Here is a 19179-nt window from a genome sequence, read left to right on the forward strand (position 1 = left end):
ATTTGGAGGACCGGGGAGGGAGTTGTAGAACACCCTCCCGACAAGGTCGTCCCCCTTCTGGGAGCCCCCATTGAAGCCTGAAGCAGCCAAGTCCGAGGCGGCTCGGAACGTCGCCGTTGTGGCCGGTTCCGCCCCGAACGAAGTCCTCAAGACAGCGGAGTTCCAGCCGTACATCACCGCCGATCGCACCGACGTCGCCGAGTTCACGCCCAAGGCCATCGGCATCGGCGTGCTCTTCGGTGTCATCTTCGGCGCCGCCACGGTGTACCTCGCGCTGAAGGCGGGCCTGACGGTCTCGGCCTCCATCCCCATCGCGGTGCTCGCCATCTCCCTGCTCAAGAAGCTGGGCGGCTCGACGATCCTCGAGAACAACGTGGTGCAGACCATCGGCTCGGCCGGTGAGTCCATCGCCGCGGGCGTGGTGTTCACCCTGCCCGGCTTCCTCTTCCTGAGCACCGACAGCCAGGGCTCCAGCTTCTTCGAGTACTGGACCATCTTCACGCTGGCGCTGCTGGGCGGGGTGCTGGGCACGCTGATGATGGTGCCGCTGCGCCGCTCGCTCATCGTGAAGGAGCACGGCAACCTGCCCTACCCCGAGGGCACGGCATGCGCCTCGGTGCTCATCGCCGGGGAGAAGGGCGGAGACCTGGCGAAGATCGCCTTCCAGGGCGTGGGCTTCGCCTTCGTGTACGCGCTGCTGCAGAAGATCGTGAAGCTCATCGCCGAGACGCCGGCGCTGGTGACGAAGCAGACGAACAAGTTCTTCCCGTCCGCCACGCTCAATGGCGACATCACCCCCGAGTACCTGGGCGTGGGCTACATCGTCGGCCCGAAGATCGCCGGCGTGCTGGTGGCCGGTGGCGTGATGGCGTGGCTGGGCCTCATCCCGCTGCTGGCCACGCTCGTGCCGCCGGATGCCATCGCGGCGCAGCTCGTGAAGCTGGGCAACCTGCAGAGCCTCACCACGGCGGGTGGCCCGGGCGCGTGGGATCCCGCGACGCGGACCTTCGGGAACATGGCCACCGCCATCTACTGGGCCTACGTCCGGCAGATCGGCGCGGGCGCGGTGGCCGCGGGCGGCTTCATCACGCTGCTCAAGACGCTGCCCACCATCGTCGCGGCCTTCAAGGAGAGCCTGGCGTCGTTCAAGGAGGGCGCCACGGCGGCCGCGCAGAAGCGCACCGAGCGCGACCTGCCCATCACCTTCGTCATCTTCGGCAGCGTGGGCCTCATCCTGGTGATGGCCGCCCTGCCCTTCCTGCCGGGCACGGTGTTCGGCCGCCTGCTGCTGGGCGTGCTCATCGTGGTGTTCGGCTTCTTCTTCGTGACGGTGGCCTCGCGCATCGTGGGCATCATCGGCTCGTCGTCCAACCCCATCTCCGGCATGACGATCGCCACGCTGATGGCCACCTGCCTCATCTTCGTGGGCATCGGCTGGACGGGGGACATGTACCAGCCCATGGCGCTGTGCGTGGGCGGCATGGTGTGCATCGCCGCGGCGAACGCGGGCGCCACCTCGCAGGACCTGAAGACGGGCTACCTGGTGGGCGCCACCCCGAGGGCCCAGCAGCTCAGCCTGATGATTGGCTCGGTGGCGGCGGCCGTCGTCATCGGCCTCACCATGAAGCTGCTCGACACCCCCACCGCCGAGATGCAGGCCCAGGGCGTGCAGCACATGATCGGCACCGAGGCGTTCCCCGCCCCGCAGGGCACGCTGATGGCCACGCTCATCAAGGGCCTGCTGTCCTTCAACCTGGACTGGCAGTTCGTGCTGGTGGGTGTCTTCCTGTCCATCACGATGGAGCTGTGCGGCGTCAAGTCGCTGTCCTTCGCGGTGGGCGCCTACCTGCCGCTGTCCACCACCGCGCCCATCTTCGTGGGCGGCGCCATCAAGGGCCTGTCCGACTACATGGCGCAGCGCAAGGGTGAGAAGGTGGAGGAGTCCGAAGCTCGGGCCCGGCAACCTCTTCTCCACGGGGCTGGTGGCCGGCGGCGCGCTGGCCGGGGTCGTGGTCGCCATGCTCTCGGTGAACGAGGGCGTCAACAAGGCCATCTCCAAGCTGTCGGTGGAGCACGCCCTCCAGAGCGCGGTGGGCCCGGGCGGCTACCAGCTCATCGGCGTCTTCGCCTTCGCCCTCATGGGCTTCATCCTGTACCGCATCTCGCGCAGGCCCTCGCAGGCGTAGCCCCCTCCCGGGACTCCGCGTAGGCACAGGTAGGAGCTTCGGAACGCCCGGTGGGAGACCTTCCGCCGGGCGTTCCGCGTTTCAGGACTGGACTCGGAATCCAATCAATCTGTAGAATTCCAACTGTCTTTCAGTCAAACCTGAGAAGACAGGAGAGCCCCGAGGCTCAGCCCGGCCGAGGCCCACCGAGGAGAGTCCCATGTATGAGCTGAGCCAGCGTGTCGTCCTGCTCGTCGAGGACAACGCGGATGACGAGTTGATGACGCTCCGGGCGTTCCGCAGGAGCAACCTGCACAACCCGGTGGTGGTGGTGCGGGATGGGGCCGAGGCGCTCGACTACCTCTTCATGCAGGGCCGGCACGCGGATCGCGACCCGTCCATCTGGCCGCAGGTGGTGCTGTTGGACCTGCACCTGCCGCGCATCGACGGGCTGGAGGTGCTGCGGCGCATCCGCGCCCACGAGAAGACGCGTACGCTGCCGGTGGTCATCCTCACGTCCTCCAACGAGGAGCGGGATCTGGTGGAGGGCTACCAGCTCGGGGTCAACAGCTTCGTCCACAAGCCGGTGGACGTCACCGCCTTCTTCGAGGCGGTGCGGCAACTGGGCATGTACTGGCTGCTGCTCAACGAGATGCCCTCCGCCGCCTCCGTCCGGAAGAGCGCGTAGGGGACTGTCCACTGGCGCACGCCGCCCCTCCTCCCGGGGCAGCACTCTGCTGGCTGGAGGACGCTCGGCTGCTCGCCAGCATGAAGTCGGAGCGTACACTCCTTATCTCTCGTCAGGCGCATCACGGAGCTGCGTCAGGCGTCTCCATTAAAAGGATGGAGACGGGCCCATTCCGGGCCTCTGGGGAGGAGCCGATGAGCACAGCCCTGGTGAAGAGAGCCTCGGTACGCGCCGAGGAAGCGCGCGCCGTGGAGGCACGGGAGCAGCGCGCCAAGGCGCGTCAGGAGCTCGCCCGGAACATGTCCGGCCGCTCGATCATCGAGCTCGCCCTGGATGTGCCCCGGGGCACCGCGTCCAACGAGGACTGCCAGCACCTCTTCCTCGCCGGGCTGGAGCGCCTGGAGCAGGAGCTGGGCGTGGCGCCCTCGGCGATGCTCGAGGACGCGGCGGGCTACTACGGCCTCTTCATCACGGAGCTGCCCGCCCTGCTGGCACGCCGCCGGGCCAGCCGCATCGAGGGCGAGGCCGCGTGGGACCGGCAGCTCGGCCTCGAGTGCTACGGCGTGGCGGGGAGCCTCGGTGCCACGGGCAAGGTGCCCCGTGATGTGGTGGGCGGCCCGGCCACCCGGTAGCGGGACTGGCCTCTATCCGCTCGTGGCCAGCACGCGCACGAGCGGCTCCATCGCGGCGGAGAAGACCTCCGGTGGCGGCAACAGGGACAACACCAGGAAGGCGCCGCCGCTGAAGTCGTAGAAGTAGCCCGGCTGCACCGCCACCCCCTCGTCCAGCAGGGCCAGACACGTGGCCTCCTCGCCGGGCTCCAGCGGAATGCGCAACACGGTGCTCCATCCCCCCTGCGCGGGCAGCACGTCCCAGCGGGCGTCCTTCGGACGGGCCTGGAGCAGCCGGCGCCGGTTCTCCTTCACGCGGGCCAGCAGCGCCCGTTGGAAGCGCGGCGCGTGCGCCAGCAACGCGGGCAGGGCGAGCTGCACGGGCGTATTCACCGGCAGGTACGTGTCCGCCACCAGCTCCAACCGGGCCAGGGCCTCCTCACGCGCCGCGCCGGGCCCGCCCACGTGCGTCCAGCCCAGCTTGAGGCCGGGCAGCCCCGCCACCTTGGACAGGCCGGAGAGGGAGAAGGTGAGCATGGGCAGCTCGCGCCCGGCCACCGTGGGCACCCGGCCCGGCGCCTCGTCCCAGGCGAAGTCGGAGAACACCTCGTCGGAGAGGAGCGCCAGCCCGGCCTCCGCGCACAGCCGGCCCAGGGCCTCCAACTCGCCCTCGTGGAGGTAGTGGCCGGTGGGGTTGCCGGGGTTCACCACCAGCACGGCGCGGGTGCGGGCGTCCCGCGCGGCGGCCACCGCCTCCACGTCCAGGCCGAAGCCGTGCGCGCGGGGCAGCCGGTAGGGACGCGCCTCCACGCCTTCCAGGCGCGTGAGGTACTCGAAGAGGGGGTAGCTGGGCGCGGGGATGAGGACGTTGTCCCCGGGCTCGCACAGCAGCTTGAAGAGCCAGCCGTAGGACTCGCTGGTGCTCGCCGAGAGGACGAGGTGTGCGGGCGAGACGTCGGCGCCGCGCGAGGCCAGGTGCGCGGCCACCGCCTCGCGGGCCGGGAGGAGCCCCTGGGGCTCGGGCTCGTAGCCGAGAGCCCCGGGAGTGGCCAGCAGGGCCGGCTCGGGCGCGGGCAGGCCCACGTGGGTGGGGTTGGTCTCGGTGAGATCCAGAAGGGGGAGCCCGCGCTGCCGGCGCTCGGTGAGCGCCCGGGCCAGGGGGTTCCAGGTGCGGGGGAAGCCGGTGCGGGCGGAGAAACCGCTCACAGCCCCGTCTGCAGCATCGCGGAGGCCACGTGGCGGATCAGCTCGCGGCGGACCTCCTTGCGGCAATGCTCGACGGCCTTGGGGTGGGGCGTCGGCAGCGAGTCGGCGCGCGAGCGGATGGCGGTACGGACCACGAGCTCGACCTTGGCCGGCTCGATGTGGAACAGCCGCTGGCCATCCTTCTGGAGGAAGTAGGAGATACCGCGCGCATCGAGCAACTTGGAGAGGTAGCGCCTGGCATCGGCGAGGAGCGAGAGGTCGATGATGTCCGCCATTCGCGTTGCGTTCTCGCGCAGATCGAAACATGCGTCCATTTCGCGGCCGTGCAACACGAAAACTTGCACTCGCACGCGCGTTTGGATCGCCGCGGAGGCCGATTTACCGGCCTCGCGCGCGTTTGGCCACGAGTGGCGCGAGTGCCTTGCGGAACGCCGCGTGGCGGCGCCGCGGATCCTCCAGGTAGGGAACTGGACCGAGGACCTGGATGTGATGGCGCTCGGAGATGAGAGCGGGATTGTCGCGCTCGGAGGGGTCGCGCGAGGGAGTGCCGCGGGAGAGGAGCACGGCCGCGACAGGGATGTTGCGCGCGGCGAGGGCCTCGAGGGACAGGGCGGTGTGGTTGAGCGTGCCCAGGCCCGCGCGGGCGACGAGCAGGACGGGAAGCCCGAGGGTGGAGATGAGATCGATGACGTCGTGGGAGGAGTCGAGGGGGACGAAGAGTCCACCGGCACCCTCGACGACGACGGACCCGTGGCGCACCCGCTCCCAGGCGGCGAGGGTCTTGTTCCAATCCGGCTCGCGGCCGAGGCGGCGCGCGGCGATGCCGGGAGCCAGGGGCGCGCGGAAGCGGTGGGGGCAGACGACGTCGAGGGGCAGCTCACTCCGGGCGGCCTCGCGCAGGGAGAGCGCGTCCGCGGGGGCGGAGAGCGAGGCACACCCGCTCTCGTAGGGCTTGAAGCCCTGGGGAGACAGCCCGGCATCGGCGAGCAGGGAGAGCAGGGCCCGTGAGGCCTGCGTCTTCCCCACTCCGGTATCCGTCCCCGTGACGAAAAACCGCGGCCATTTCCCCTCGCCCTCCGGGAGAGGGACGGGGTGAGGGTGTCGAGAACCTCGGGTTGCCACACGACCTCCCACTTGGAGATTCAGAGTCGCAGCGAGCGCAGCCCCTCGAGGGCGAGGTCCACATGGCCCTCGGTATGGGCGGCGGAGAGACAGAAGCGAAGCCGGCTGGTGCCCTCGGGGACGGTGGGAGGGCGGATGGCCTTCACCAGCAACCCCTTGGAGCGCAGGGCATTGGCCGCGGAAACAGCGAGGCCGGGCTCGCCCACGATGACGGGGAAGATGGCGCTGCGGGGCTCGGCGGCGAAGCCGAGCGAGCGCAGGCCCTGGGAGAAGCGGCGGATGTTGCGCCACAGGCGGGCGCGCAGGTCCTCGTCGTGCTCGACGATGTCCACGGCGGCCCCGGCGGCGGCGCAGAGGGCGGCGGGCAGCGCCGTGGAGAAGACGAGGGGCCGGGCGCGGTTGAGGACGAGCTCCACCACGGGGCGGGAGGCGCAGATGTACGCGCCCAGCACGCCGAAGGCCTTGCTCAAGGTGCCCATGCGGACATCCACGGCCCCGGAGAGCCCCAGCTCCTCGCACAGCCCGGCGCCGCGGGAGCCGAGCACGCCGGTGGCATGCGCCTCGTCCACGAGCAGCGCGGCCCCATGGGTCCGGCAGACGTCGACGATCTCCCGCAGGGGCGCATGGTCCCCATCCATGGAGAACACGGTGTCGGTGACGACGAGCCGGCGGCGTGCGGGAGTGGAGGCGAGGGCCCTATCGAGCGCCTCGACGTCGGCATGCGGGTAGACGACGGTGCGGGCGCGCGAGAGGCGGCAGCCGTCGATGAGGGAGGCGTGGTTGAGGGCGTCGGAGAAGACGGCGTCCTCGGGGCCGACGAGGGCCTGCAGGGTGCCGACGTTGGCGACGTAGCCCGAGTTGAAGAGGAGCGCGGCCTCGGCCCGCTCGAAGGCGGCGAGCCGGGCCTCCAGCCGCTGGTGGAAGGGGGTGTCTCCCACGACGAGCCGGCTCGCGCCGGAGCCGACACCCTGGGTCTCCAGGGCGGCGATGGCGGCGGCGCGCACGGAGGGCGAGGCGGCGAGACCCAGGTAGTCGTTGGAGGAGAAATTGACGAGCGTCTCGCCCCCGACGCGGACGAGCGGGCCCTGGGGGGAATCGAGCGGCTCGAGGAACCGCTTCAGCCCGCGGGAAGCCAGGGCGTCCATGTCCGCCCGGGCCCACTCCGTGGCCACACTCCCAGTCCCCACCGTGGCCAGACTCCCCTCTCCCTCCGGGAGAGGGACGGGGTGAGGGTTTCGCGAATCCCGGGTCATTACCGCGACGTATCCGGCTCCAGGGGGCGGATGCCGGCCTTCTCGAGGAGGGCCATGTCCTGGGTGTACTCGGGGTTGCCGGTGGTGAGGAGCTTCTCGCCGAAGAAGAGCGAGTTGGCGCCGGCGAGCATGCACAGGAGCTGGGCCTCCTCGTTCATCTGCATGCGGCCGGCGGACAGCCGCACCATGGCCAGGGGCATGAGGATGCGGGCGGTGGCGATGGTGCGGACCATCTCCACGGACTGCACGGGCTTCTGGTCCTGCAGCGGCGTGCCCTTCACGGGGACGAGCGCGTTGATGGGGACGGACTCGGGGTGGACTTCCTGGTTGGCGAGCGTGAGCAGGAGCTTGCAGCGGTCGTCCACGGACTCGCCCATGCCGATGATGCCGCCGGAGCACACGGAGATGCCGGCCTGGCGCACGCGCTCGAGCGTGTGGAGCCGGTCCTCATACGTGCGGGTGGAGATGATGTCCGCGTACTTGTCCTCGGAGGTATCGAGGTTGTGGTTGTAGGCGGAGAGGCCGGCCTCCTTGAGGCGCCTGGCCTGGCTCTCGGTGAGCATGCCGAGCGTGGCGCAGGCCTCCATGCCGAGCGACTTCACGCCGCGGACCATCTCCAGGACGTTGTCGAACTGGGGCCCGTCCTTCACCTCGCGCCAGGCGGCGCCCATGCAGAAGCGGGTGGCACCGGCCGAGCGGGCCTGGGAGGCGGCCTCGAGCACGGCGGGCACGGACATGAGCTTCTCGGCCTGCAGGCCGGTGTCCTTGTGGTAGCGCGCGGCCTGGGGGCAGTAGCCGCAGTCCTCGGGGCAGCCGCCCGTCTTGATGGACAGCAGCGAGCAGAGCTGCACCTTGTTGTCCTGGAAGACGGCCCGGTGGACGCTCTGCGCCTTGTGGATGAGCTCCAGCAGGGGCAGCTCGTAGAGGGCGCGCACCTCGGGGAGCGTCCAGTCATGGCGGACGACGACACCCGGAGGCGGAGCGGCGAAGTGGGCGTGACCGTGGAAATCGTGGGCGGCGGAGTCGGACATGGGCTCCTCGGGGGGTGTGGAGCGCGCACGGTGCGTGGGCGAACCGCCCTTGTCAACCACGCTGCGCGCCCGGGTTGACGACCCCGATCCACCCCCCGAGGAAGAGGGACCCGGCGGAGGGAACACGACGGGCGTGCCCCTCCCCTACCGGGTCCCCGACATCAGGCGTGGATGCGACGGCCCCGGCCCGCCATCTGTACCAGGAGTAGGACCACGATGGAGCCCACCACCGACATGATGAGACCCGTGGCGTGCATGTCCGTAATGGCACGTCGCGTGAAGAGCGAGCCGATGAAGCCGCCCACGAACGAGCCCACGACACCCAGCACCATCGTCATCAGCAGACCCATGGACTGACGCCCGGGAACGAGAGCACGCGCGATCAGACCGGCGACCAGACCCACCACCAGCAACCAGAGGATGCCCATCTTCGTTCTCCCTTTCAGAGGGGTACCGCGACGCGCGGCCCCGATTGGGAAGAAACGTGGTGAGCCCTGCCCCCGGGCACAACTTGCCGGGGTGACCCAGAGGGGACCCCCACGCCTGGCCGCTCGCCCCCCGGTCGGCTCCCGGGAGGGGGTTGGCAGCCGTGAGGGAAAGCGAGGGAAACGTGGGTCCCCTGCGATAGACAAGGGGTTCCATGGCGAAGGCAAAGACGCACTACACGTGTCAGGCGTGCGGGTACCAGTCGGCGAAGTGGTTGGGGAAGTGCCCCGACTGCGGCGCGTGGAGCTCGTTGGTGGAGGAGACCGAGGCGAAGGTGGACGAGAAGCGCCCGGCGTGGGGAGCCTCGGGAGGGGCGTCCAAGCCGGTGCGGCTGCGCGAGGTGAGCGGCGAGCAGGAGGAGCGCCGGAAGACGGGCATCGCCGAGTTCGACCGGGTGCTGGGAGGCGGAGTGGTGGACGGCTCGCTGGTGCTGCTGGGAGGAGACCCGGGCATCGGCAAGTCCACGCTGCTGCTGGCGGCGCTGGACAAGCTGGGGCGTGGGGGCCCGGTGCTGTACGTGTCGGGCGAGGAGTCGCTGCGGCAGACGAAGATGCGGGCCGAGCGGCTGCGGGTGGAGGGCGAGGCCATCCACCTCTTCGCGGAGACGGACGCGGACCGGGTGCTGGCGGTGGCCGAGAACCTCAAGCCGCGGGCGCTGGTGGTGGACTCCATCCAGACGATGTACCTGCCGGAGCTGGGCAGCGCGCCGGGGAGCATCTCGCAGGTGCGCGAGGTGGCGGGGCGCTTCATGGCCTTCGCCAAGCGCAGCGGGGTGCCGACGTTCCTGGTGGGGCACGTGACGAAGGAGGGCTCCATCGCGGGCCCGCGCGTGCTGGAGCACATGGTGGACACCGTCCTCTATTTCGAGGGCGAGCGCGGCCACCCCTTCCGGATTCTGCGGGCGCACAAGAACCGCTTCGGCTCGACGAACGAGATTGGCGTCTTCGAGATGAAGGGAGCGGGGCTGATGGAGGTGCCGGACCCCTCGGCGCTCTTCCTGGCCGAGCGGCCGGCGGGCAAGGCGGGCAGCGTGGTGACGTGCACGCTGAACGGGACGAGGCCGCTGCTGGTGGAGGTGCAGGCGCTGGTGGCGCCCACGGGCTACGGCACGGCGCGGCGCACGGCGATTGGCGTGGACGGCAACCGCGTGGCGCTGCTGGCGGCGGTGCTGGAGAAGAAGGAGGACATCCCGCTGGTGGGGTGCGATCTCTTCGTGAACGTGGCGGGAGGCATGCAGCTCTCGGAGCCGGCGTGCGACCTGGCGGTGTGCGCGGCACTGGTGAGCAGCCTGCAGAACCGGCCGCTGGAGGCGCACACGCTGGTGCTGGGCGAGGTGGGCCTGGCGGGCGAGGTGCGCGCGGTGGGCCAGGTGGAGCCGCGGCTGGCGGAGGCGGCGAAGATGGGCTTCAAGCGGGCCGTCATCCCCAAGGGGAGCGCGAAGCGGCTGGAGGGCTCGAAGCTGGAGGTGGTGGGAGTCGAGACGCTCTCCGAGGCGCTGGGAGCGATGTTCGATTGAGGGTGTGTCTCGGGGTCCGCCTACCGCAGCCCGAGCTCATGATCCCAATCATGTAATTGCCCGATGAGATCTCCCGTATACGCACCGGACACCCGCTCGAAAGAGCGCGGGTCGAGCGTGGCGAGGCGCTCACGCTGGAAGGCCGGGTCGGCCACCACGTTGCGGTGCTTCAACCTTCCTGCATGCTCGAGGGCCCGCGGCATTTCCCGGAGGATGGCCTCGATACAGTCCTCCCGCGTCGCCCGTGTCATGCGCTCCACCGCCATCTCCAGGCGCTCGCGCACCGAGGCTTCCCTCACCGGGCACCACGCATCCATGGCCCAGTCGCAAGAGGCCACCATCAACTCCTCCAGCGTGTGCGCCGCCCCCAGCTTCTTGAAGAGATAGCGCACGGATTCGAGCGGCTCCCAGAACCGCAGGACCTCCTGGAGGCGCTGCGCCGTGCGCTCCGCGCTGACCGGGTACATGTACGTCGTCGCGAAGAACAGCGCGCCCCAGGCCGTTTGCCGGAAGAGCACCTCATAGTCACTCCGCACGGGAAACGAGCTCTGCGGAGGCTCGGACAAGGCGCTCATGACATTCGACACCATGTACAGCCGCCAGGCCGGGCGCTCGCGCTGGAAGTCCACCACTTCGTGCGCCACCACGACCTCACCCGGGGGTACCTCCAGCATCTGCCGGGGAACAGGGAAGGTGCCTTGCTCGCGGTATCGCTCGCCACACCTCTGCCCCTCCCTCCTCGTCTTCTGCTGCACCGAGCGGAAGGTGCCATGCAGGAATGACGGCAGTTGCAGCGAAGCGGTCTGTCCAGACGCCATGGAGCGCTTCCTATCAAACAGGCTCCTCAGGGAGAAAGGGACATGCCCGCGGCGGCGGGCACCTGGGCCGGAGGCTCAATGGGGGCCGGGCGCGCTGGGAAGGGGATGACCTGTCCACCCCCCTGCGACGGCGGCTGCTGGGCCCCTGCGCCCGAACTCATCTGACCCCAAATCGACCCCCACAAGACCGTCGTCGCGACTCCACCGATGAGATCGATGACCATCCCAACGGTCCCGCTGATGGTAGCGAGCTTCTCACGTCGGTTGAGCATGCCTTCAACGGCCCTTTCCACCCACCCGCCGTACTGCCGCAATTCCTCCACCGTGAGTTCCACCCACTGAGCGGCTTTGTATGCCGCGGCTTCCGAATCAAAGGGCTTCTGGCTGCGCGTCCACCGGTACTGCACCACGCCAGGTTCGGAGGTCTTCCACTCCAACCGCCAGATGTATTGCCCTCCCGCGAAACGAATCAGGGCTTCGCCGTGAAAATCCGTGCCACCCATGAAACGTTTGTCGTCAAGGATGGTCCGGTTCAGCGCGGCCAGGTATCGCCGTGCCTCCTCGCGGCCTTCTCGGAGGGCTTGCTCATTCCAGGGTTTTATTTCGAAGAGTCGCCGCTGCGAGACGTCGGCAATGTCCGGACGTATCAATGCCTCGTCCGGGAGCAGACGAGACGTATCACCGAGCCCTGATTCCTCGATGATGGTCTTGAGTGGCTTGTTGTTATAATAGGCGCGGCTCCTCGGATGATTGACACCGTACATGTAAGCAATGAGCCGGTGTGAGGCATTGCCCATGAAAAACTCCCAGGGCATCTGCGAACCCGGCTTCCGGCCAGGGACGTTGTAGCCCTGGACCGTCGAGCTGGGAGACTCCCCACCCGCCACCGGGCCATCGCTCCTGGCCAGCAGGACTCCCCGCCTCGGAGCAGCCACTCGTGGCTCCTCGAACCTTGCCCCCTCCTGGCTCCAGGCGGAGGACGTCCGCCCTCCGGAACCCGTGACACAACCGGCGAGCACCGGGACGAGCAGCACGGCCACGCACCGCGCGGCCCGGAACATGGATGGACAGCCGACGGCGATACGCACGTGCACCTCCCGCGCCGCTCATGCACCCAGGCGCCGGTGTAGAGTGCTGAACCGTCTTCCCCCATGTCCACCCCGCCTCTCCTCACCTCCCGCCTGAAGGACGCGCTGGGCTCGCTCTCGGCGCGCCTGCTCGTGGCCTTCCTGCTGCCCACGCTGCTCTTCCTCGCGCTCACGGGCACGGCGGTCTACGCGCTGGCCCGCTCCATCCTGGAAGAGGAGCTGGGCACGAGCCTCTCCGCCATCGCCGCGGCCACGGCGAGCCAGGTGAGCGGTGAGCGGATGCTCACCATCGAGCCCGGCGACGACACCATGGGCACGCGCACGTGGCGCAACCTCGTGCGCCTGCTCACCGAGGTGAGGAACGCGAGCGGCGTGCGGCGCCTGTATGTGGTGGACACGCAGGGCCGGGTGCTCGCGGACGTGGACGGCGGCCTCCCGGTGGGCACCGAGGTGCCGGAGCTCGCACGGGACAGGCTCGAGCTGTCCCGGGTCTTCTCCGGGGAGCGCGCGGCCAGCCAGGTGCTCTTCCGGGGCTCGGATGGGCGCTTCTACAAGACGGGCTACGCGCCGGTGCGCCGCGAGGGCCAGGTGGTGGGCGCGGTGGCCGTGGAGGGCAGCGCGGCCTTCTTCGGCCCACTGGCGAGCCTGTCCCGGAGCTTCGCGGCGGCGAGCGGCGTGGCGCTCGGCGTGCTCGGGCTCGTGGCCATCCTCACCGCGCGGGGACTGGCCCGGCCGCTGCGGCGGCTGATGGCCTCGGCGCTGCGCATCGGCCGGGGCGACCTGACGACGCCGGTGCCTCCCGAGCCCACGCGGGAGATTGGTGTCCTGGCGCGTGAGCTGGAGGTGATGCGCGGCGCGCTGGAGAGCCGCGACCGGCAGCTCAAGCTGATGCTGGCGGGCGTGGCCCACGAGGTGCGCAACCCCCTCGGTGGCATCTCCCTCTTCTCGGGGATTCTCGCGGAGGACCTCGAGGCCGGCGCCCACGCGGACGCCGCCGGGCACGTGGCGCGCATCCAGCACGAGGCGGAGTACCTCCAGCGCATCGTCGAGGACTTCCTCGCCTTCGCCCGGGAGCAGCCCCTGTCACGCTCGCCCGTGGCGGCGCCGGACCTGCTCACCGAGGCCAGCGTCCTGCTCGCGGCGGACGCGGCGGCCCGGGAAGTCACGGTGGAGGTGGTGGCCGAGCCCGCGGTGCTGGAAGCGGACGGCAGCCTGCTGACGGCCGCGCTGGTGAACATGGTGAAGAACGCGGTGCAGGCCTCGCCTCCCGGCGGCAAGGTGCGCGTGACGGGCCGCGGCGAGGGCCACGGCTACACCATCCGCGTCGAGGACTCCGGGCCCGGCGTGCCCGAAACCGAACGCGAGCGCATCTTCGAGCCCTTCTTCACCACCCGCGAGAAGGGCACGGGCCTCGGCCTGCCGCTGTCCCGGAAGATCGCCCGCGCCCATGGAGGAGACCTGCGGCTCGTCGCCCTCGCGGGAACCACCACCTTCGAGCTCACCCTCCCCCTCATTCCCGCGCCAAATCCTCCGTGAACCGGCCGGGCTGACGAGCCCCCACACGCTGAGTGTGCTTCGAGGAAATGTAAGCACCTCGACGACCTGTTGCGCGGACGACAGCCGGTCCGCCGTGCCGGACATGAGATCGCCGGGACGCAGTAAGAGGGTGGTGGGAGTGCCGCACAGGCGGTGACGGATGGCTGCTCGGCTGGTTCCACCTCCTTTTGCCCCGCGGAGGGCCGCTCGACGTGTCCCGCCAATCCGACGGAGATCTCACCGCGTACGATCCGCTGAGCTCCGTCTTCGGAGTCAGTGGACCGGAGCAGCGGCTCGACACCGAGCGCGAGCAGTTCCGCATGCTGGCGGAGGCCCTGCCGCAAATCGTCTGGACGTCGCGGCCCGACGGAGTCCAGGACTACCTCAACCGGCGCTGGTACGAGTACACCGGCCTGGACCTCGAGGAGTCGCGGGGCAATGGCTGGAAGCAGGCCTTCCACCCGGAGGACATGTCCGAGGCCGAGAAGCGCTGGCGCCACAGCCTCGTCACCGGTGAGCCCTTCGAAATCGAGTACCGCTGCCGCCGGCTGGACGGCGTCTGGCGCTGGTTCCTCGGCCGTGCCATTCCCGTCCACGACCCCCAGGGCCGCATCGTCCGCTGGTTCGGCACCTGCACGGACATCGACGACCAGAAGCGCACCGCCGACGTGCACGGCTTCCTCGCCGAGGCCAGCGCCCTGCTCGCCCTCACGCTCGACCCCGAGGAGACGCTGCGCAACCTCACGCGGATGATCGTCCCGCGGCTGGCGGACTGGTGCACGGTGGACATGGTGCGGCCGGACGAGACGGTCGAGCGCGTCGCGGTGACGCACACCGACAGCACCAAGGAGCCCTTCGCCTGGGAGCTGGCGCGCCGCGAGCCCGCGGAGCTCCACCATGCCAGCCACGGGCTCGGCTACGTGCTGCGCACCGGGGAGCCGGAGCTGTTGGAGGTCATCCCGGACGCGATGCACGCCCAGCTCACGCGCGACGCGGAGGGCCTGCGGCTGCTGCGGGAGCTGGGGCTGCGCTCCTCCATCATCGTGCCGCTGGTGGTGCACGGGCGGACGCTGGGCAGCATCACCCTCGCGCAGGCGGCGAGCATCCGGAGCTTCTCCGCCGCGGACCTGTCGCTGGCCGAGGAGTTCGCGCGCCGCGCCGCGCTCGCGCTGGACAACGCGCGCATGTACCGCGACAGCCAGGAGGCCATGCGCCGGGCCCAGCACGAGCGCTACCTCGCCGAGCAGGCCCGCGCCATGCTGGACACGCTGCTGGACGCGGCCCCCGCCGGCATCGCCCTCTTCGACCGGACGCTGTGCTTCGTGCGCGTCAACCGCACCCTGCAGGACATCAACCGCAAGCCCGCCGAGGATCACCTCGGACACACCATGCCCGAGGTGCTCTCCACACAGGGCCCCGGCGTGGACATCGTGGTGAAGTCGCTGCGGCGGGCGCTGGAGACCGGGGAGACACAGACGGTGGAATCCTCCACCCGGCTGCCCTCCGGCGAGGAGCGGGCGTGGCTGGCGCGCTATGCGCCCGTGCGCTCGGCCGAGGGCACCACGCTGGGCGTGGCCACGGTGGTGCTGGACATCACCGAGCGCAAGCGCGCCGAGGCCGAGCGCGAGCGCCTCATCGCCGCCCTGGAGCGCAGCAACCAGGAGTTGGATCAATTCGCCTACGTGGCCAGCCACGACCTGAAGGCCCCGCTGCGCGGCATCGCCAACCTCTCGCAGTGGATAGAGGACGACCTCCAGAGCGTGATGACGGACGAGACGCGCGAGCAGATGCGGCTGCTGCGCGGGCGCGTGGAGCGCATGGAGGCGCTCATCAACGGCATCCTCGACTACAGCCGCGCGGGCCGGATGCGGAGCCGGCCGGAGCTGGTGGACGTGGGCAAGCTGCTCGCCGAGTGCGTGGAGCTGCTCGCCCCACCGCCCGGCACGCTCGTCGAGCTGCCGCCCGGCATGCCCACCCTGCGCACCGAGCGGGTTCCCCTGCAGCAGGTGTTCCTCAACCTGCTGGGCAACGCCTTCAAGCACGCGCAATCGCCCGGGATGCGGGTGCGGGTGGAGGGGCGGCCGCTGGACGCCTTCTGGGAATTCTCCGTGGCCGACAATGGCCCGGGCATCGCTCCAGAGTACCATGAACGCATCTGGGGCATCTTCCAGACGCTGCGGGCGCGTGATGAGGTGGAGAGCACCGGCATCGGTCTGTCGGTGGTGAAGAAGAGCGTGGAGGCACGCGGGGGGCGTGCCTGGCTGGAGTCCGCCCCCGGCCAGGGGGCTACCTTCCGTTTCACCTGGCCGAAGCACATCCCCGACGAGGGGCGCTGAGAGCGTATCCGTGAAGACGCTGAACATCCTGCTGGTGGATGACGACGCGGTGGACGTCATGAACGTCCAGCGCGCCTTCAAGAAGAGCAACATCCACAACACCCTCTACGTCGCCGGCGATGGGCGGCAGGCGCTGGAGCTGTTGCGCAACGGCTCGGTTCCGTCCAGCAACCGCCTCATCCTGTTGGATCTCAACATGCCGAGGATGAACGGCCTCGAGTTCCTGCGCGCCCTGCGTGACGATCCCGAGCTGCGCGCCACCCCGGTGGTGGTGCTCACCACGTCCAACGACGATAGAGACCGGCTGCAAAGCTACGCGCACAATGTAGCGGGCTACCTCGTCAAGCCCGTGGCCTCACCGGCCTTCGTGGAGTTGATGACCGCACTCAACGCATACTGGTCCCGAGTGGAGCTGCCGTGAGGGCCGAGGAGCGCATGGAGGAGCAACCGCTGCGTCTGTTGGTCGCGGACGACGACGAGGTGGACCGGCTCGCGGTGCGGCGCGCCCTGCTCAAGGCGGGGCTGAACGCGCAGCTCGTCGAGGTCGGTGACGGCACGGCCGCGCTCGCCGCCCTGCTGGAGCAGAGCTTCGACTGCGCCCTGATGGACTTCCAGATGCCGGGCCAGGACGGGCTGGAGGTGCTGCGCAAGGCGCGCTCCGCCCTGGTGGAGACGCCCGTCATCATGCTCACCGGGCAGGGGGATGAGCACATCGCCGTGGAGCTGATGAAGGCCGGCGCCACCGACTACCTCGCCAAGTCGGCGCTCACCCCGGAGCGCCTCTCGCACCTGCTGCGCCAGACGCTGCGCCTGCACGAGGTGCAGCAGCAGTACCGCACGCTCGCCGAGGTGCTGCCGCACACCATCTGGACGAGCCGGCCGGATGGCGTGCTGGACTACATCAGCCGCCGCGGCTACGAGAACACCGGCGTTCCCGCGGGCGAGCCCACGCAGTGGCCCCAGGCCGTGCACCCGGAGGACCTGCCCCGGATGATGGAGCGCTGGCAGCACAGCCTGCGCACCGGGGAGCCCTTCGAGGTGGAGGCGCGCCTCTGGCGGGTCGGTGGCACCTGGCGCTGGTATCTCATCCGGGCCCAGCCCATGCGGGACGCGCGGGGCCGCGTCATCCGCTGGTTCGGCACCAACGCCGACATCGACGACCAGCGCAGGGCCCAGGAGCGCATCTCGCGCCTGCAGGCCGTCACCGCCGCGCTCTCCGAGGCCCTCACGCCCCGGCAGGTGGTGGACATCATCATCACCCAGGGTGTGGCGGCGCTGGAGGCCCACTCGGGCGCGGTGTGCCTGATGACCGAGGATGGCCAGGCGCTCGAGCTGGTGAGCGTCACCGAGAACGTGCGGCACCTGACGCGCAATCTCGAGCGCATCCCGCTCGACGCGCCGCTGGCGGTGACGGAGGCGGTGCGCGGCGACACGCTCGTCACCTTCGCCAACCGCGAGGAGCGGGACCGGCGCTACCCCACCGTGGCGCGGCTGGACCTTCCCTACGAGGCCGCGGCGGTGGTGCCCCTGCGCGGCAGCCGGGGGGTGATGGGCGCCCTGGTGGTGAATTATTCGAGTCCGCGCACCCTGTCGTCCGACGAGCAGGAGTACCTCCTCGCGCTGGCACGGCAGGGAGCACAGGCGCTGGAGCGGGCCCGCCTCTATGAGGCCGCGCAGCAGGCGCGCGCCCAGGCCGAGGCGAGCGAGGCCCAGTTGCGCGACTTGCTGGAGGAGCGCGAGCGGATGGAGGCCACGCTGCAGGAGCGCGACGAGCGGCTGCGCGCGGCGCTGTGGGCGGGCGGCACGGGCACCTTCCGCTGGGACATCCGCACCAACGCGCTGGAGTGGGACGAGAACCTGGACCAGCTCTTCGGCCTGCCGCCGGGGCGCACGGTACAGACGATGGAGGACTGCCTCGCGCTGGTGCACCCGGAGGACCGGGCCGAGGCGGCGCGCCGCAACGAGGCCTGCGCACGCGAGGGCGCGGACTTCGAGATGGACTTCCGCGTGGTGTGGCCGGATGGCCGCGTGCACTGGCTGAGCGGCAAGGGAAAGACGTTCGTGGACGCGAACGGGCGCCCCCTCTACATGACGGGCGCCTACGTGGACATCACCGTGCAGAAGCAGCAGGAGGCCGAGGCGCGCCAGCTCGCCGATTTCGAGCGGCAGATTCTCGGCATCGTCAGCCATGATCTGCGCAACCCGCTGAGCGTCATCCGCATCTCGGCCTCCGTGCTGCTGGCGCGCGAGGGGCTGGACGAGCGGCAGAGCAAGAGCCTCACCCGCATCATCTCCGCGTCGGACCGCTCCACGCGCCTCATCCGCGACCTGCTGGACTTCAGCCAGGCGCGGCTGGGCGGCGGCATCCCGGTGGAGCGCAAGAAGATGGACCTCTTCGAGCTGGCGCGCGGCGTGGTGGAGGAGCTGGCCGCCAGCCACCCCGAGCGGCAGGTGGAGCTGACGCAGGAGGGGGACGGCGGGGGCGAGTGGGACGAGGACCGGCTCGCGCAGGTGCTCGGCAACCTGGTGGGCAACGCGCTCCAGCACAGTCCGCCGGACACTGCGGTGTGGGTGCGTTGCCGGGGCGAGCCGGGAGAGGTCTTCCTCGAGGTGCACAACGCGGGGGCCGCCATCGCGGGGGATACGCTGCCGGACCTGTTCGAGCCCTTCCGCAGGGGCCGTCGCGCGGGCAGTGGAGCGGGCAGCGTGGGGCTGGGGCTCTACATCACCCGGCAACTGGTGCTGGCCCACGGCGGAGGCATCACCGTGACGTCGCACGAGGGGCTGGGCACACGCTTCACGGTGCGGCTGCCGCGGCGGGCCCCGACGCCCCCGCCGGTCCCGAAGGCCTGACCTACCCCACGGGGTGTCCCCTCTCCCTCTGGGAGAGGGTTAGGGTGAGGGTCTTCCCACTCATCCACCCGGAGAACCCCGTGAAGAACCCCGCCCCCATCCTCGGACTGCGCACCACCGTGTACCACGTGACGGACCTGGCGAAGGCGAAGGCCTGGTACAGCCAGGTGCTGGGCGTCGCGCCGTACTTCGACGAGCCCTTCTACGTGGGCTTCAACGTGGGCGGCTTCGAGCTGGGACTGGACCCGGACACGTCGGCGGGGAAGCCGGGCCCCGGAGGCGCGGTGACCTACTGGGGCGTGGAGAACGCGGACCAGGCGCTGGAGCGCCTGAAGAAGCTCGGCATCGAGCCCGCCAGCCCCGTGCGAGACGTGGGCGGCGGCATCCGCGTGGCCACCGTGGCGGATCCGTTCGGCAACGTGTTCGGGCTCATCGAGAACCCGCACTTCCCCAACACGGAGGCCTGAGCC

The 19179-nt window shown here is 70.1% G+C and carries 17 protein-coding genes; 9 read left to right on the forward strand and 8 right to left on the reverse strand.

Annotation, left to right across the window (positions count from 1 at the left end; translation table 11 throughout):
• The first annotated feature begins 70 nt into the window (after positions 1-70).
• From ACN28I_RS20835 to ACN28I_RS20845, 3 genes are all read left to right on the forward strand, one after another.
• On the forward strand, positions 71-2209 hold the full coding sequence (locus ACN28I_RS20835) for an OPT family oligopeptide transporter (protein ID WP_420943716.1): 2139 nt from the start codon (positions 71-73) through the stop codon (positions 2207-2209).
• 176 nt (positions 2210-2385) lie between these two features.
• A complete protein-coding gene (locus ACN28I_RS20840) occupies positions 2386-2853 on the forward strand; it encodes a response regulator (RefSeq protein WP_420943717.1) in 468 nt (155 codons plus the stop codon).
• 194 nt (positions 2854-3047) lie between these two features.
• Complete coding sequence (locus ACN28I_RS20845; protein ID WP_420943718.1) at positions 3048-3485, forward strand: citrate lyase holo-[acyl-carrier protein] synthase; 438 nt, start codon at positions 3048-3050, stop codon at positions 3483-3485.
• Positions 3486-3497: 12 nt separating this feature from the next.
• Here the strand turns inward: ACN28I_RS20845 and ACN28I_RS20850 are convergent, their stop codons facing one another.
• The 6 genes from ACN28I_RS20850 to ACN28I_RS20875 form a co-directional block, all read right to left on the reverse strand.
• Positions 3498-4670, reverse strand: a complete 1173-nt coding sequence (locus tag ACN28I_RS20850; protein WP_420943719.1) for a pyridoxal phosphate-dependent aminotransferase — start codon at positions 4668-4670, stop codon at positions 3498-3500.
• Complete coding sequence (locus ACN28I_RS20855) at positions 4667-4945, reverse strand: hypothetical protein (RefSeq protein ID WP_420943720.1); 279 nt, start codon at positions 4943-4945, stop codon at positions 4667-4669. The genes ACN28I_RS20850 and ACN28I_RS20855 overlap by 4 nt, the downstream gene beginning before the upstream one ends.
• A gap of 103 nt (positions 4946-5048) precedes the next feature.
• Positions 5049-5792, reverse strand: a complete 744-nt coding sequence (gene bioD, locus ACN28I_RS20860; protein ID WP_420943721.1) for a dethiobiotin synthase — start codon at positions 5790-5792, stop codon at positions 5049-5051.
• 20 nt (positions 5793-5812) lie between these two features.
• Positions 5813-6937: an 8-amino-7-oxononanoate synthase gene (bioF, locus tag ACN28I_RS20865; protein ID WP_420943722.1), complete on the reverse strand. Its 1125-nt coding sequence runs from the start codon at positions 6935-6937 to the stop codon at positions 5813-5815.
• Between the two features lie 107 nt (positions 6938-7044).
• The gene (gene bioB, locus ACN28I_RS20870) at positions 7045-8076 is read right to left on the reverse strand and encodes a biotin synthase BioB (protein WP_420943723.1); all 1032 of its coding nucleotides are present in this window, start codon (positions 8074-8076) and stop codon (positions 7045-7047) included.
• A 161-nt stretch (positions 8077-8237) separates the two neighbouring features.
• The gene (locus ACN28I_RS20875) at positions 8238-8504 is read right to left on the reverse strand and encodes a GlsB/YeaQ/YmgE family stress response membrane protein (RefSeq protein WP_420943724.1); all 267 of its coding nucleotides are present in this window, start codon (positions 8502-8504) and stop codon (positions 8238-8240) included.
• 212 nt (positions 8505-8716) lie between these two features.
• Between ACN28I_RS20875 and radA the strand changes: the two genes are divergently transcribed.
• Positions 8717-10078, forward strand: coding sequence for a DNA repair protein RadA (radA, locus tag ACN28I_RS20880; RefSeq protein ID WP_420943725.1), 1362 nt, complete (start codon positions 8717-8719; stop codon positions 10076-10078).
• Positions 10079-10098: 20 nt separating this feature from the next.
• Here radA and ACN28I_RS20885 read toward each other — a convergent pair whose 3' ends face one another.
• Both ACN28I_RS20885 and ACN28I_RS20890 read right to left on the reverse strand, forming a co-directional pair.
• Positions 10099-10896, reverse strand: coding sequence for a hypothetical protein (locus ACN28I_RS20885; protein ID WP_420943726.1), 798 nt, complete (start codon positions 10894-10896; stop codon positions 10099-10101).
• A 26-nt stretch (positions 10897-10922) separates the two neighbouring features.
• Complete coding sequence (locus ACN28I_RS20890) at positions 10923-11693, reverse strand: hypothetical protein (protein ID WP_420943727.1); 771 nt, start codon at positions 11691-11693, stop codon at positions 10923-10925.
• A gap of 354 nt (positions 11694-12047) precedes the next feature.
• On the opposite strand from ACN28I_RS20890, the gene ACN28I_RS20895 reads away from it, so the two are divergent.
• From ACN28I_RS20895 to ACN28I_RS20915, 5 genes are all read left to right on the forward strand, one after another.
• Positions 12048-13520, forward strand: a complete 1473-nt coding sequence (locus tag ACN28I_RS20895; protein WP_420943728.1) for an ATP-binding protein — start codon at positions 12048-12050, stop codon at positions 13518-13520.
• Between the two features lie 212 nt (positions 13521-13732).
• A complete protein-coding gene (locus tag ACN28I_RS20900; RefSeq protein ID WP_420943729.1) occupies positions 13733-15856 on the forward strand; it encodes a PAS domain-containing sensor histidine kinase in 2124 nt (707 codons plus the stop codon).
• Positions 15857-15866: 10 nt separating this feature from the next.
• Positions 15867-16277, forward strand: a complete 411-nt coding sequence (locus ACN28I_RS20905; protein WP_420943730.1) for a response regulator — start codon at positions 15867-15869, stop codon at positions 16275-16277.
• The gene (locus tag ACN28I_RS20910; RefSeq protein ID WP_420943731.1) at positions 16274-18709 is read left to right on the forward strand and encodes a PAS domain-containing protein; all 2436 of its coding nucleotides are present in this window, start codon (positions 16274-16276) and stop codon (positions 18707-18709) included. Before ACN28I_RS20905 ends, ACN28I_RS20910 begins: the two co-directional genes overlap by 4 nt.
• 44 nt (positions 18710-18753) lie before the next feature.
• A complete protein-coding gene (locus ACN28I_RS20915; protein WP_420943732.1) occupies positions 18754-19176 on the forward strand; it encodes a VOC family protein in 423 nt (140 codons plus the stop codon).
• Positions 19177-19179: the final 3 nt, after the last annotated feature.

It is taken from the genome of Archangium gephyra (genome assembly GCF_049060025.1).
Taxonomy (GTDB): domain Bacteria; phylum Myxococcota; class Myxococcia; order Myxococcales; family Myxococcaceae; genus Archangium; species Archangium gephyra_A.

Coding starts and splice junctions, on each gene's coding strand:
- ACN28I_RS20855 (WP_420943720.1), bottom strand. CDS start 4,945: ATGGCGGACATCATCGACCTCTCGCTCCTCGCCGATGCCAGGCGCTAC.
- ACN28I_RS20895 (WP_420943728.1), top strand. CDS start 12,048: ATGTCCACCCCGCCTCTCCTCACCTCCCGCCTGAAGGACGCGCTGGGC.
- ACN28I_RS20875 (WP_420943724.1), bottom strand. CDS start 8,504: ATGGGCATCCTCTGGTTGCTGGTGGTGGGTCTGGTCGCCGGTCTGATC.
- bioB (WP_420943723.1), bottom strand. CDS start 8,076: ATGTCCGACTCCGCCGCCCACGATTTCCACGGTCACGCCCACTTCGCC.
- ACN28I_RS20845 (WP_420943718.1), top strand. CDS start 3,048: ATGAGCACAGCCCTGGTGAAGAGAGCCTCGGTACGCGCCGAGGAAGCG.
- radA (WP_420943725.1), top strand. CDS start 8,717: ATGGCGAAGGCAAAGACGCACTACACGTGTCAGGCGTGCGGGTACCAG.
- bioF (WP_420943722.1), bottom strand. CDS start 6,937: ATGGACGCCCTGGCTTCCCGCGGGCTGAAGCGGTTCCTCGAGCCGCTC.
- ACN28I_RS20885 (WP_420943726.1), bottom strand. CDS start 10,896: ATGGCGTCTGGACAGACCGCTTCGCTGCAACTGCCGTCATTCCTGCAT.
- ACN28I_RS20890 (WP_420943727.1), bottom strand. CDS start 11,693: ATGGGCAATGCCTCACACCGGCTCATTGCTTACATGTACGGTGTCAAT.
- ACN28I_RS20840 (WP_420943717.1), top strand. CDS start 2,386: ATGTATGAGCTGAGCCAGCGTGTCGTCCTGCTCGTCGAGGACAACGCG.